A 13,478-nucleotide genomic window follows, 5' to 3' on the forward strand; every position below is an offset into this window, starting at 1 on the left:
GAATGCCCACCCGTTGCCGAGCAGGCATGCAATTCTCAGATCCGCTCGATATGCAGCCTCAATGGCTGATCAGGCCGTTGCGACACATGAAACACCGGCTTGGGCGGCAAAGCGCCATCGGGTATGGACAGTCGGTAGCGACGCAATAGCTGCGCCGCCACCAGCGTCATCTCCGCCAAAGCCAGGTGCTGGCCTAGACACACGCGCGGCCCGCCGCCAAAGGGCAGGTAAGACCCCAAGGGCGGCTTGGCCGCGTCCGGATCGAATCGCTCCGGACGATAGGCCAGCGGCTCCGGAAACCAGCGCGCGTCATGCTGCATCAATTGCATGGGCACCATAAAAACGGTCCCGGCCGGGAAAGTCCACGCTCCCAGCGTTACCGGCTTGACTGCGCGCCGGCTCATCAGCAGCGGCACCGCCGGATGCAAGCGCATGGACTCCAGCAGCGTCTGGCTGACGTATTGCAGCGCGGACATCTCCACCGCGTCGTCTTCAGCCACAGGCCAAGCCGCCTGCGCCTCGGCGCGAGCCCGCTCCTGAATCTCCGGGTGGGCAGCCATGCTCCATGACCACCAGACCAAGGAGGCGGCAACGGTTTCATGCCCAGCCAGAAAAGCCGTCTTGCACTCGTCCCGCACCGCTTGCAAAGGCCAGTCTTGCGGGTGCTGTCGATGCAGGCGCAGCAGCCGGCCCAGCAAATCATCCGGCCAGGCGTCCTGCGGCATTGCCAGCCGAGCCTGCAAGTGCCGTTCGATCAATCCATTCAGCAGCAGGCGCGCGCGGCGTCTCTTATGCTGCCACGGCATCCAATCCGGCAAGCTGGCCGGCCGCCATAATTCGGCGGTGGAGGCCACCATCAAGGTATGCACCGCCTCCTCCGCCTGCTGGGCCTCATCGCCCACGCCGCTGGAAAACATCATGCGGAGAATCACCTCCATCGTCAGCGAAGTCAGTTCGCTCTCGATGGGCCAGGCCTTGTCGCCCGCCGGCCACTTGGCGAAAGCGAGGCGCGCCGCCTCGACGATAGACGGCGCAAAAGCCTGGACGGATTTGCGCGTGAAATCGGGTTGCAGAGCCTGCCGCTTATCGCGCCAGGCCTGGCCTTCCGCAATCAGCACGCTATGGCCGTGCACCCGCCCGTACACGCTCAAGGCGCGCTCCCAGCGCTGCAGCGCATCGGCCTGATTGACCAGCAACTCCCGCGCCAACTGGGGATCAGCAACGATGATTTGATGCTCAGGCCAGGTCCGGACATGCACCAAGTCGCCAAACTCGCGCTGCCAAGCCGCCAGGGTACCCATCAAATCGCGCGACATCTGCCCAAGCAGCCCCCAGCCGGTCAAGCCAGACCTAGGCCCGGGCGGCCAGCGGCCAATCGGATGCTGAGTGGAGACAGGCGGCTGACCGCCGGCATGAAAGGGGCAGGAAGAATGAGATGACGGTTTCATGGGCAAAATCATATCACTCCCATTGCAAATCGTGCGCAGTGAAAACCACAAACAACCACCCAATTCGCCAATAAAATGGATATCAAATAAAGTGGCTGTATTTGGCGCGCGGGCGCCGCGCGAAACATGATCCGCGAGACGTCAAAAAAATGCCGCTCACTTGCTTAAGTGAACGGCACGGCCCCCTCACGGGGTTAATTGTCTGACGCGGCTACTGATCAGTTGACCGGGCAGCTGTTGTTGGCGCGGTAGTCCACCACCTTGATCTTGCCGGCGACGATGTCCTGGCGCGCGGCAACGATCTTCTTTTCCATTTCCGGCGTGATCAGCGCGCGGTTGTACTTGTCCAAGGCCCAATCCACACCGTTTTCCTTCAGGCCCATCAGCTTGACGCTGGGCTTCCAGGTGCCGTTCTTGGCGTCGCGCATGGTTTCATACACAGCGTTGTCCACGCGCTTGACCATGGAGGTCAGCACCGTGCCCGGCTGCATGTAGTTCTGGTTGCTGTCCACGCCGATGTAGAACTTGCCGGCGCCCTTCGCGGCCTGGATCACGCCCACATTGGACAGCGCGGCGGCAGCGAAAATCACGTCGGCGCCGCGATCAAACTGGCTCTTGGCCAGTTCGTTGCCGCGGGACGGATCGTTGAAGGCGGTGTGGGTGGTGCCCAGCATGTTCTGCAGCACGACGGCCTTGGGATTCACATAGCGGGCGCCCTGCGCGTAGCCGCAGCCAAACGCGCGGATCAGCGGCACATCCATGCCGCCCAGGTAGCCCACCTTGCCGGTTTTGGACTTCAGCGCGGCGGCCATGCCCACCAGGAAGGAGCCTTCCTGCTCCTTGAAGGCGATGCTCTGCACATTCGGCCCCTTGGCCACGGCATCCACCAGGGTGAACTTGGTGTTGGGGAATTCCTTGGCCACAGTCTCGATGGACTGGGTGTAAGCAAAGCCGACCGCCACTACCAGATCGGCGCCTTTTCGCGCCATATTGCGCAGCACTTGATCCTTCTGCGCGTCGTTGGTGGGCTGACCTTCGCGGTAATCAATCTTGAACTCTTTCTTGAAGCGTTCCGCGCCGGTGTAGGCGGCTTCGTTGAAGCTCTTGTCGAACTTGCCGGCCTGGTCGTAGACCACGGCGACGGAGAAGTCCTTGGCCAGCGCCGGGCCGGCCACCAGAGCAGCGGCTACGGCGCAAGCTGCGGTCTTGATCGCAAATGTCATTTTCATCAACTTTTCTAGTAGTAGTTTTGAGATGGGCTGCCGGCCAACCAGGTCGAACCGGCGCTTCAACGAGGCGCGCGTCGCGTCGCAAACTCCCCGGAGCGCGGCGAACGGGACAGATGGCATATGCAAAGCGCCGCCCGCGGGCGGCGCATACAACTCGCCAATTGAAGCGGCGAGATTCTACCCAGCGCCACCCCTCGTGTAAACAAATATAGATAAGATTGTCTGAAAATCTAAAAACAAGCGCTCAATCCGGCAGCGCCGCGCTGCGGCATAATGCCGCGACCTGCCGGGCTTTTTCCAAGGCCAGCTCGATCAAGGCGCTGATGAGGTCGCGGTAAGACAAGCCGGCGGCCTGCCACAGCTTCGGGTACATGCTGATATTGGTGAAGCCGGGCAAAGTGTTCAACTCATTGATCACCACCTCGCCATCCGGCGTCAAAAACACGTCGACACGAGCCATGCCGCTGCATTCCAGCGCCTGGAAAGCCTCAATGGCGATGCGGCGGATGCGTTGGCTGGCTTGATCCGGGATATCTGCCGGCACCGCCACCCTCGCGCCATCCTCGTTCAGATACTTGGTATCGTAGGCATAGAACTCATCGCTCAGTACGATTTCGCCGCAGCCGCTGGCTTGCGGATGCGCGTTACCCAGCACCGCGCATTCGATCTCTCGACCGACTACGGCCTGCTCCACCAGCACTTTGTGATCAAAACGCAGCGCATGCGCCAGCGCCGCATAGAACTCGCCCTCGTCGCGCGCCTTGCTCACGCCGACGGACGAGCCCTGATTGGCAGGCTTGACGAACAGCGGCAGCCCCAATTGAGCGACGATGGCGGCAAAGTCCGCCTGACCAGCCTTGGCGCGCGTCAGCGTGACGAACGGCGCCACCTTGAGGCCGGCGTCCCGCAGCAGCCGCTTGGCCACGTCCTTGTCCATGCAGATGGCTGAACCGAGCACATCCGCGCCGACGAAGGGGATATTGGCCATGGTCAACAAGCCTTGCAGCGAACCGTCTTCGCCCAAGGTGCCGTGAACAATGGGAAACGCCACGTCGATCTGCGCCAGCGGATGCGCGTCGGCGGCGGCCACCAGTTGCTGCTCGCTCTGCCCCGGCACCAGGGCCACGCCATCACCGGACTGGCGCAGCGCGATCCGCGCCGGGTCGTCAGCATTCAGCAGGAAATTGGCCGGCTGGCTGACATGCCATTGCCCATGTTTGTCGATGCCGATCAGCGATGCTTCAAACTTGTCTTTATCCAGCGCATCCAGAATGTTTCTGGCCGACTGCAGCGACACCTCATGCTCGGACGACTGCCCGCCGAAAATCAAACCCACCCGTATCTTGCCCATGCGCTATCGCCTGTGTGCTCCAAAACGCTCATCTTAAGCGGACTGCGCCCAAAATGACATGGGCAAACGGCTAGTCGTCGCCATCTTCTTCCAGCTGCAGCGGGGCAGTCAGCTGCTTGTTGTTGCGTATGCCCAGCTTGCGCAGCTTTTCCGCGCTGGTCATCAAGTTGCCGCGGCCGCTGGACAGCTGTTTCATCGCGTCGGCAAAGGTGTCGCGACCGGCATCCAGCTGCTTGCCCAGCTTTTCCATATTGCCGACGAAGCCTACGAATTTGTCGTACATAGCCCCGCCCTGGCGCGCGATCTCCTGCGCGTTCTGGTTCTGGTATTCATAGCGCCAGATGCTGGCGACCGTGCGCAGCGTGGCCAGCAGCGTGCTGGGGCCGACGATCATGATGCGGCGCTCGAAGGCCTCGTTGAACAGGCTCATGTCGTGCTGCACCGCCAGCAGATAGGCCGGCTCCACCGGGATGAACATGAACACGAAATCCAGCGTGTTCAGCTTGTACAGGTCCTGGTAGCGCTTTTCCGACAAGGCACGGATATGGGCGCGGATGGCGGCGATATGGCCTTTCAGCTCCGCCTCGCGCGCGGCGTCGCTGTCGGCGGCGGTGTAGCGGACATAAGCGTTCAGCGACACCTTGGAATCCACCACCAGCTGCTTGCCTTCCGGCAGGTCTATCACCACGTCCGGCTGGTAACGCTTGCTGCCGTCCTCGGTTTCCAGCGTGTCGGACACCTGCACCCGATACTCGCGGTCCTTGGTCAGGCCAGAGGTCTCCAGCACCTTCTCCAGCACCATTTCACCCCAGGTGCCCTGAGCCTTGCTGCTGGCGCCGGTCAGCGCGTTGGTCAACGCCACCGCGTCGTCGCCCAGGCGCGTATTCAGCTCATGCAAGCGTTTCAGCTCGGCTTCCAGCGTCAGCCGCTCCTTGCTGTCCTTGTCATAGGTGTCCTGCACCAGCTTGCCGAAGTTCTGGATGCGCTCGTGCAGCGGCGTCAGCAACGCGCCCAGGTTTTGCTGATTCTGCTCGGTGAAGCGCTTGGATTTTTCTTCCAGAATATCGCCGGCCAGGGCTTTGAACTGGTCGGACAGGGTCTGGCGCGCCTCCATCAGCAAAGCCAGCTTCTCCTGATTCTGCTGACGCTCCTGCTGCAGCGTGGTGGCCAGCTCCTGCTCGCGCGCGGTCAGGCGCACGATGTCCTGCCCCTGCTGCAGACTGCGCGCCTCCAAAGCCTCCAGCACCCGGCCCTGCTCCTCGCGCGCCGCGAGTTGCGACGCCAGCTCGCGCAACTCGCGCTGAGCCGAAGCCAGCGCCTGCTCGCGATCTTGCAGTTGCTTCTCCAGTTCCGGCACGCGTTGGGCGCGGGCAATGTACGCGCCAAGCTGGGTCTGGCTGTCGGCCAATTGCTGGCTCTGCGCCTGCTGAGCGCGGACCGCCTCCTGCTCGCGCGCCCTCGCCTCATCCAGTTGCATGCGCAGCCCCTGGCATTGCGCGTCCAACTGAGCCGCCTGCTGACTGATGTGCGCCAGTTCCCTGGCCGCCCGGCCGCGCGCGGCGAACCAGGCCGCGCCGCCACCCATCAAACCGACCAGCAGGCCGATAATCAACATTTCCATTCAATTTTCCCCATCGATGCCAGGCGTAGGGCGGATGCCCAAAGGGCGATCCACCATGTATCGCTTGCCATAAACATGGCGGAACGCCTGGCTTTGCCGGGCTTCCGCCCTACGTCACGCCGCCGCCCAATGCTGCAGATAGACCTGCAGCTCCTTGCGCCCCTGCCATTCGTTGGCGATCAGCTGATATACCGCTTGGATGCGCTCTGGCAGCCAGTCGGCGTGATTGAACAGCATGGCGTCGAACTCGCAGCCTTCACGCGCCAGCCGCAGCTTCAGGTGCTTGTCGCCCACCAGCTTCTGGTTGACCACTATGAACTGGTCGTGAAAGTACGGCACGGGGAAGCCCTGGCCCCATACCTCGGCCGCCAAGGTCTCCGCCAGATTCAGGCTCAGTTCGCGCGCCGGCAGACTGCCGTCGGTTTCAATGGTGCGGGTCAGCTGCTTCTCGTCCATCAATTCGCGCGCCACCGCCTCGAAAGCCTGCTGGAATTCGCCGAAGCGGCTTTCATCCAGGCTCAGGCCGGCCGCCATCGCATGGCCGCCAAACTTCAGGATCAGCCCCGGATTGCGCTTATACACCAGATCCAGCGCGTCGCGCAGGTGGAAGCCGGGGATCGAGCGGCCGGAGCCCTTGATCTCGCCTTCGTCGCCGGGCGCGAAAACGATGGATGGCCGATGGAAGCGCTCCTTCAAGCGGGAAGCCACAATTCCCACCACGCCCTGGTGCCAGTCATCGCGGTACAGGCTGAGCGTGTAGCGATTGCCGGCATCGACGCCGGACAGCGCGGCCAGCGCCTCGTCCTGCATGCCGGCCTCGATGCCGCGCCGCTCGCGGTTCAACTTGTCCAGTTCCTGCGCAAGCCTCATCGCCTGCTCTTCATTGCTGGACAACAGACAAGCGATGCCCAGGCTCATATCGTCCAGCCGGCCGGCCGCGTTGAGCCGCGGCCCCAGGGTGAAGCCCAGATCGAAGGTATTGGCCTTGAAGTGGGCGCGGCCGGCCACGCGGAACAAGGCGGCGATGCCGGGCGCCATCCGGCCGGCGCGCATGCGCTTGAGACCGTTTTCCACCAGCGTGCGGTTGTTGCGGTCCAGACGCACCACGTCGGCCACCGTCCCCAGCGCCACCAGGTCCAGCAACTCGCCCAGATTGGGTTCCGGTTTGGCGGCAAACGACCCGCGCGCGCGCATTTCGGCGCGCAGCGCCATCAGCACGTAGAACATCACGCCGACGCCGGCCAGATTCTTGGACGGAAACGCGCAGCCGGGTTGATTGGGATTGACGATCAGCGCGTCCGGCAGAGTATCGCCCGGCAAGTGGTGGTCGGTCACCAGCACTTCGATGCCGCGCGCCTTGGCCGCCTCGACGCCGGCCACGCTGGCTATGCCGTTGTCCACGGTGACGATGATGTCCGGCCGCTTCTGCGCGGCCAGTTCGACGATTTCCGGCGTCAGGCCGTAGCCGTACTCGAAGCGGTTGGGGACGATGTAGCTTATGGTCGCGCCCAGGGCGGACAGCCCCTTCACCGCCACCGCGCAAGCGGTGGCGCCGTCGGCGTCATAGTCGGCCACCACCAGCAGCCTTTGGCCGGCGGCGATAGCGTCGGCCAGGCGGCGCGCCATCGTCTCGGCGTTTTTCAGCGTTTGATAAGGCAGCAAGCCTTTCAGGCCATAATTCAGTTCCGTGCTGTCGGCGATGCCGCGGGCGGCGTACAGCCGCGCCTGCAGCGGCGTCAGGCCTTGCCCCAGCAATTTCTGCTGCAGCTCGGCGGGGACTTCTCGGGTAACGATTTGCGACATGGTCTCTCAATACAGCGCCGCCAGCGGCCGCGCGCGTTTCCAGAATTTCCACAGATCCGCCGGCGCGATGTTCAGCTCAAAACCGGCCGGACCGGTGGCGATAATCGTCAGTTGCGCCAGCTTCCCGCGACGCGAAGCCTGCAACAGCGGGGCAAACCAGTCGCGCTCCAGGCGCTCCAGCGCCTCGCGCCAGCCCCAGGCGTCGCGGTATTGCGCCGCCGCCTGCAAGGCGTCCAGCACCAGCAGGCTGTCCGCCCCGCCTTCCATGCCATCGAAGGCGAACGGCGCGCCGTCCGCCTGCATGCCGGTCTCAGCGGCCAACCAGTGCAAAGCCTCGTCGTCGGCCAGCAGCCGCGGCGCCGGCGCGCGCCACGCGGCCGGCTTACCCTCGCCCCACAGCCACACGCTGTTGATGGCGAGTTCGCCGCGCATTTCGCGCTCGTCGTTGACTGGCTGGGTGTACAGCAGCATCTGCAGCTCGTTCAACATGCGGCTCCAGGCCAGGCCGGCCTCGCCCTGCGGCAGATGATGGTTGATGTCCTCACCCACCACGTCCCACAAGGGCGTGAAGCCGGCGGCCAGCGGCTTGGCGGCATGCAGCAGCCAGCGCCCGGGCTGCAGCGGATGGAAAGTCAGGCCATCCTCGCCGAAGTGCCTGTTCAGCGCGTCGGTCAGCTTGACGGCCTCGTCGCGCGCCACCTGCATCACGCCGACGTCCGCCAGCAGCGCGCGGTCGCGGTCTATGCGCAGATGCACTGGATCGGCCAGCAGCCACTCGCCCGCGCCCGCGTCCAGGCCGGCCTGGCGCGCGGCCAGCCGGGCCAGGCCAGCCGGCGGCGCGCCCCACAGGCCGGCGATGCTGGCCGAAAAGCCCTGCTCGCGGCGCTGCAGGGTTCCCCGGCCCAGCAGCCGCTGCAGAGCAGGCAGGCTCAGCCCCTTGCTGACTTCCGCGCCGTCGTGCGCATCCAGCCAACACAGGCCGGGCAATAACAGAGTCAGTTTCATCTTCTTGCCAAACGATTGAAAGCAAAGGCCATTTTGGCCGATAGGAATTAGGCGGGGACCATGATATCAGGCAAACTGTCGCCTCTAGCTGGAACTATCGCCCCGGCCGCTCGCCAAACACGCTTTGGCATTCGCCGCCGCGGCGCCCAACCTCGTCAATATCTTGCATCAAGGCGGGCAGCCGCCCGCCTGGAAAAGTGATGGATTATCGCAAACTGCTACACATCCCGCAAAAATGCGCCAACCGCTTGATCAACCACCACCTGAGCTGGCTGGGCGCGGCCGCCTGCCTGCCGCTTCTGGGCACCGCCACCGCCTTCGCTGTGGCCAACGGCGCTGAGGAAACCCTGCCGCCGCCGATCCTACAGCAACAGGTGGTGGAGCGGCTGGCTCTGCCCGAGTTCCGCTTTGTGGACAGCCAAACCCGATACTGGCGCGACGAGTCCGTCAAACGCGGCGACACCATCGCCCGCGTGCTGAACCGCGTAGGCATACGCGCCAACGAGGTGCGCGCCCTGCTCTATGGCGACAACGCGCAAGCCAAGAATCTGCTGAAGCTGAAGGTCGGCGCGACGCTGTCGGTGCAGACCAACGATGCCGGTGAGTTGTTCGGCCTGCGCTTCCTGCAGGATGACGACAACGGCGAGCAAAACCTGGTGGCGCTGGAGCAACGCGACGGCAAATGGCAGGCCAGCGCCGATCCGGTGGCGGCCGACAGCATGGAAACCGTGCGCTCCCTCACCATTAAACGCAACGCGGCCAGCGAATTGGCCGCCGCCCGCGTCCCGGCCGACATCCGCAATCAACTGGCCGAAGTGTTCTCCGACCAGTTCGAGCTATCCAGCCTGAAAGCGGGCGACAGCATCAATCTGGTATACGAGACCATGGTCTATGCCGGCACCCCCATCGCCAGCGGCAACCTGCTGGCGGTTTCCATCCAGCGCGCGGGGCAACTGTACCAGGCCTTTTACTTTGCCCACGACAGCGAAAGCGGCGCCTTCTACGACGCCGCCGGCAAGCCGGTGAAAAAGGGCTTCAGCCGGCAGCCTGTGGCCGGCGCCCGCATCAGCTCTGGCTTCGGCCTGCGCAAGCATCCCATCTTGCGCACGCTGCGCATGCACTCCGGCATCGACTACGCCGCCAGCGCCGGCACCCCCATCGTGGCGCCAGCCGACGGCGAGCTGGTGAAGGCGCAACGCGAAAGCGGCTACGGCAATGTGGCGATGATACGCCACAACGGCAGGCTGACCACGCTGTACGCCCACATGAGCGCTTTCGGCAAGGGCATGAAGCCGGGGGCCAAGGTCAAGGCCGGCGACATCATCGGCTATGTCGGCAGCACGGGGCGCTCCACCGGCGCGCATCTGCATTTTGAGGTTAGAATCAATGATCAGCCGGTGGATCCGGCCACCAACGCCCTGCCCACGCCGGGGCTAAGCCAGACCCAGCTAGCCCAGTTCGGCGCCAAACACGTCGCGCTGAGCGCCAAGCTGAATCTGCTGCAGAGCATCCCGGCCAACGTTGCCATGATCGATTGATGAACGACCTCTATATTGGAATGATGTCCGGCACCAGCCTGGACGGGGTGGACGCCGTGCTGGTGCGCTTTGACGAGGCCGGCCGCCCCGAGCTGTTGGCCGACCACGCCCTGCCCTATCCGGCCCGGATCAAGGCCGACGTCCTGGCGCTGCAGCCGCGCGGCCACGATGAACTGCACCGCAGCGAAACGCTGGCCAACAGCCTGGCCGACATCTACGCCCAGACCGTTGGCGAATTGCTGGCCAAATCCGGCCTGCAAGCCGACGCCATCCGCGCCATTGCCTGCCACGGCCAGACCATACGCCACGCGCCGCAAGACGGCTACACGATACAGCTGGGCAATATGTCGCGGCTGGCGGAACTCTCCGGCATCGATGTGATAGCGGACTTCCGCAGCCGCGATGTGGCAGCCGGCGGCCATGGCGCGCCGCTGGTGCCGGCCTTCCAGCAAAGCGTGTTCGCGTCGCCCGATGAAAAACGGGTGATCCTGAATATCGGCGGCATCAGCAACCTCGCCCGGCTACACCGCGGCCAGCCCGCCATCGGCTTCGACTGCGGCCCCGGCAATATGCTGATGGATGCCTGGTGCCTGCGCCATACCGGCCAGCCGTTTGACAAAGATGGCCGCTGGGCCGCTGGCGGCAATATTCACGTGCCCCTGCTGGCCGCGATGCTGGCCGAGCCGTATCTGCAACAGCCCCCGCCCAAGAGCACCGGCCGGGACCTGTTCGACGACGCCTGGCTGGCAGCCAAGCTGGCGGCGCAGCAATCCATGCCGGCGGCGCAAGACGTGCAGGCTACGCTGCTCGCCTTCAGCGCGCGCTGCATCGCCGACGCCATCCTGGCGCACTGTCCCGGCAATCAGGCGGTCTACGTCTGCGGCGGCGGCGCGCGCAACAGCGCGCTGCTGGCGCAGATCGCGCGATTGCTGGATGGCCAGCGCGTCTTGCCGATCGAGACGCTGGGCATGCCGGCGCAATTGATCGAAGCCATCGCCTTCGCCTGGCTGGGCTGGCGCTTCGTCCACCGCCAGCCGGGCAACCTGCCGGCGGTGACCGGCGCGCAAGGCCCGCGCATTCTTGGCGTGTTGCATCCGCGGTGAGCTGAAAACGGCACATCAGGCTATAATCAGCAGCTGTCATAGCCAAACATGAAAAAAATGCGATTTTTCAAGCGCAAGGCAGTAGTCAAGAATAATCAAACACCGCTGCCGCCGCAGCTGGTCTCCCTGCTCCGCGAGGCATGGTGGCTGCTGATGGCGGTGGCGGCTGTCTATCTGGTTCTGGTGCTGGCCAGCTATTCGCCGCTTGACCCGTCCTGGTCGCACAGCTCGTCAGACCCCACCGTGCGCAATTACGGCGGTTCGTTCGGCGCCTGGCTGTCGGACATGCTGCTGTATGTCTTCGGCTTCTCCGCTTGGTGGCTGGTGGTGTTCTGCCTGGTAGCCATAGGCTGGGGCTACCGCCGCATCGAAAGCCTGGGCTTCAAGTTCAATCCCATCACCGCCGCCGCCGTCGGCGGCTTCTTCCTGTTGCTGCTTTCCAGCGCCAGCTTCGAGGCCATTGTGCTGGATGGCAAATTGGTGACGCTGCCGCTGGACGCCGGCGGCATGCTCGGCCATTACCTGGGCAAGCACATCGCACACGGTCTTGGACTGTCCGGCGCGTATTTGTTGCTGGGCGTGCTGTCCGCTATCGGCTTTTCGCTGTTCACCGGCCTATCCTGGCTGGACCTGATGGAAAAGATAGGCGGCTCGATCGAAGACGGCGTCATCAATCTTTGGCGGAACTGGCAAGCGAAAAAAGACCGCGAAATCGGCAAGGAAACCGCGCAGAAGCGCGAAGAGAAGGTTTCCGTCGCCAAGAAAAAGATTGAAGAGGCCGCGCCGGTTCGCATCGAACCGCCGGTGTTGGACGTGCCGGTATCGGCCAAAGCGCAGAAGCCGGTGCAGCAATCGCTGTTCGCCGACCCCAAGGACGCCGCCCTGCCGGGCCTGAGCCTGCTCGACGCGCCCAAGGAGCAGCAGGAGCCGGTATCGCAGGAAACCGTGGAGTACACGTCGCGGCTGATCGAGCGCAAGCTGGCCGACTTCGGCGTGGAAGTGAAGGTCATCGCGGCCTACCCCGGCCCGGTGATCACCCGCTACGAGATCGAACCCGCTGTCGGCGTCAAGGGCGCGCAGATCGTCAATTTGATGAAGGACTTGGCGCGCGCGCTGTCGCTGGTCTCCATCCGGGTGGTGGAAACCATACCGGGCAAGACCTATATGGGCCTGGAGCTGCCGAACCCCAAACGCCAGATCGTCCGCCTGACCGAGATCATCGGCTCGGACAGCTACCAGAACATGGCGTCCAAGCTCACCATCGCCTTCGGCAAGGACATCGCCGGCCAGCCGGTATCGGCCGATTTGGCCAAAATGCCGCACGTGCTGGTGGCCGGCACCACCGGCTCCGGCAAATCGGTGGCGATCAACGCCATGATTCTGTCGCTGCTGTACAAGGCCACGCCCAAGGAAGTGCGGCTGATCATGGTAGACCCGAAAATGCTGGAACTGTCGGTCTACGAAGGCATCCCGCACCTGCTGGCGCCGGTGGTGACCGATATGAAGCAGGCAGCCAACGCGCTGAACTGGTGCGTGGGCGAGATGGAGCGCCGCTACAAGCTGATGTCCAAGCTCGGCGTGCGCAATCTGGCGGGCTTCAACCAAAAGATCAAGGACGCCGAAAAGAGCGGCGAGAAGATTCCCAATCCATTCAGCCTTACGCCGGAAACGCCCGAGCCGCTGGACACCCTGCCGCTGGTGGTGGTGGTGATTGACGAGCTGGCCGACCTGATGATGGTGGCCGGCAAGAAGATCGAGGAGTTGATAGCCCGCCTGGCGCAGAAGGCCCGCGCCGCCGGCATCCACCTGATTCTGGCCACCCAGCGGCCATCGGTCGACGTCATCACCGGCCTGATCAAGGCCAATATCCCGACGCGGATCGCCTTCCAGGTATCCAGCAAGATAGACAGCCGCACCATTCTGGACCAGATGGGCGCGGAAGCCTTGCTGGGCCAGGGCGATATGTTGTTCCTGCCGCCGGGCACCGGCTATCCCAACCGCGTGCACGGCGCCTTCGTATCCGACGAGGAAGTCCACCACGTGGTCGAGTTCCTGAAGACAACCGGCGAACCGGACTACATCGAAGGCATCCTCACCGGCCAGGCCGACGGAGACGACAGCGCCGCCGGCGCCGGCATCGACGGCGAAAGCGATGCCGAGTCCGACCCGCTGTACGACGAAGCCGTCGCCATCGTGGTCAAAACGCGCAAAGCATCGATCTCCTCGGTGCAGCGCCATCTGCGCATAGGCTATAACCGCGCGGCGCGGCTGATCGAGCAGATGGAAAGCGCCGGCCTGGTGTCGCCGATGGAAAGCAATGGCAACCGCACCGTGCTGGCGCCGGCCCGGCAAGACGATTAAGCCCTCGGGGCGCCGCGCG

At 64.0% G+C, this 13,478-nt stretch carries 9 protein-coding genes; 3 read left to right on the forward strand and 6 right to left on the reverse strand.

Translation table 11 applies throughout. The features are described 5' to 3' along the window. Positions 1-35 precede the first annotated feature (35 nt). The 6 genes from BI343_RS05170 to BI343_RS05195 all read right to left on the reverse strand — a co-directional run bounded on the left by BI343_RS05170 (position 36) and on the right by BI343_RS05195 (position 8,457). Positions 36-1,460, reverse strand: coding sequence for a cytochrome P450 (locus BI343_RS05170; protein ID WP_339375038.1), 1,425 nt, complete (start codon positions 1,458-1,460; stop codon positions 36-38). 206 nt (positions 1,461-1,666) lie between these two features. Next, positions 1,667-2,677: a BMP family lipoprotein gene (locus tag BI343_RS05175; protein ID WP_083340818.1), complete on the reverse strand. Its 1,011-nt coding sequence runs from the start codon at positions 2,675-2,677 to the stop codon at positions 1,667-1,669. A 244-nt stretch (positions 2,678-2,921) separates the two neighbouring features. Further along, complete coding sequence (ddlA, locus tag BI343_RS05180; protein ID WP_071108923.1) at positions 2,922-4,028, reverse strand: D-alanine--D-alanine ligase; 1,107 nt, start codon at positions 4,026-4,028, stop codon at positions 2,922-2,924. 70 nt (positions 4,029-4,098) lie between these two features. Further along, entirely contained in the window at positions 4,099-5,649 is a 1,551-nt protein-coding gene (locus BI343_RS05185) for a DNA recombination protein RmuC (protein ID WP_071108924.1), read from the reverse strand. Positions 5,650-5,763: 114 nt separating this feature from the next. Beyond that, entirely contained in the window at positions 5,764-7,452 is a 1,689-nt protein-coding gene (gene recJ, locus BI343_RS05190) for a single-stranded-DNA-specific exonuclease RecJ (RefSeq protein WP_071108925.1), read from the reverse strand. A 6-nt stretch (positions 7,453-7,458) separates the two neighbouring features. Further along, on the reverse strand, positions 7,459-8,457 hold the full coding sequence (locus BI343_RS05195) for a hypothetical protein (RefSeq protein ID WP_071108926.1): 999 nt from the start codon (positions 8,455-8,457) through the stop codon (positions 7,459-7,461). Between the two features lie 200 nt (positions 8,458-8,657). On the opposite strand from BI343_RS05195, the gene BI343_RS05200 reads away from it, so the two are divergent. Genes BI343_RS05200 through BI343_RS05210 form a run of 3 tightly spaced genes read left to right on the forward strand, consistent with a single transcriptional unit; the run spans position 8,658 to position 13,459 of the window. Continuing rightward, the gene (locus BI343_RS05200) at positions 8,658-9,995 is read left to right on the forward strand and encodes a peptidoglycan DD-metalloendopeptidase family protein (RefSeq protein ID WP_071108927.1); all 1,338 of its coding nucleotides are present in this window, start codon (positions 8,658-8,660) and stop codon (positions 9,993-9,995) included. Next, positions 9,995-11,098: an anhydro-N-acetylmuramic acid kinase gene (locus BI343_RS05205; protein WP_071108928.1), complete on the forward strand. Its 1,104-nt coding sequence runs from the start codon at positions 9,995-9,997 to the stop codon at positions 11,096-11,098. Before BI343_RS05200 ends, BI343_RS05205 begins: the two co-directional genes overlap by 1 nt. A gap of 57 nt (positions 11,099-11,155) precedes the next feature. Continuing rightward, complete coding sequence (locus BI343_RS05210; RefSeq protein ID WP_071108929.1) at positions 11,156-13,459, forward strand: DNA translocase FtsK; 2,304 nt, start codon at positions 11,156-11,158, stop codon at positions 13,457-13,459. Positions 13,460-13,478: the final 19 nt, after the last annotated feature.

The sequence above is a fragment of the Chromobacterium amazonense genome (genome assembly GCF_001855565.1).
Classification (GTDB): Bacteria; Pseudomonadota; Gammaproteobacteria; order Burkholderiales; family Chromobacteriaceae; genus Chromobacterium; species Chromobacterium amazonense.

Coding starts and splice junctions, on each gene's coding strand:
- BI343_RS05170 (WP_339375038.1), bottom strand. CDS start 1,460: ATGATTTTGCCCATGAAACCGTCATCTCATTCTTCCTGCCCCTTTCAT.
- BI343_RS05175 (WP_083340818.1), bottom strand. CDS start 2,677: ATGAAAATGACATTTGCGATCAAGACCGCAGCTTGCGCCGTAGCCGCT.
- ddlA (WP_071108923.1), bottom strand. CDS start 4,028: ATGGGCAAGATACGGGTGGGTTTGATTTTCGGCGGGCAGTCGTCCGAG.
- BI343_RS05185 (WP_071108924.1), bottom strand. CDS start 5,649: ATGGAAATGTTGATTATCGGCCTGCTGGTCGGTTTGATGGGTGGCGGC.
- recJ (WP_071108925.1), bottom strand. CDS start 7,452: ATGTCGCAAATCGTTACCCGAGAAGTCCCCGCCGAGCTGCAGCAGAAA.
- BI343_RS05195 (WP_071108926.1), bottom strand. CDS start 8,457: ATGAAACTGACTCTGTTATTGCCCGGCCTGTGTTGGCTGGATGCGCAC.
- BI343_RS05200 (WP_071108927.1), top strand. CDS start 8,658: ATGGATTATCGCAAACTGCTACACATCCCGCAAAAATGCGCCAACCGC.
- BI343_RS05205 (WP_071108928.1), top strand. CDS start 9,995: ATGAACGACCTCTATATTGGAATGATGTCCGGCACCAGCCTGGACGGG.
- BI343_RS05210 (WP_071108929.1), top strand. CDS start 11,156: ATGCGATTTTTCAAGCGCAAGGCAGTAGTCAAGAATAATCAAACACCG.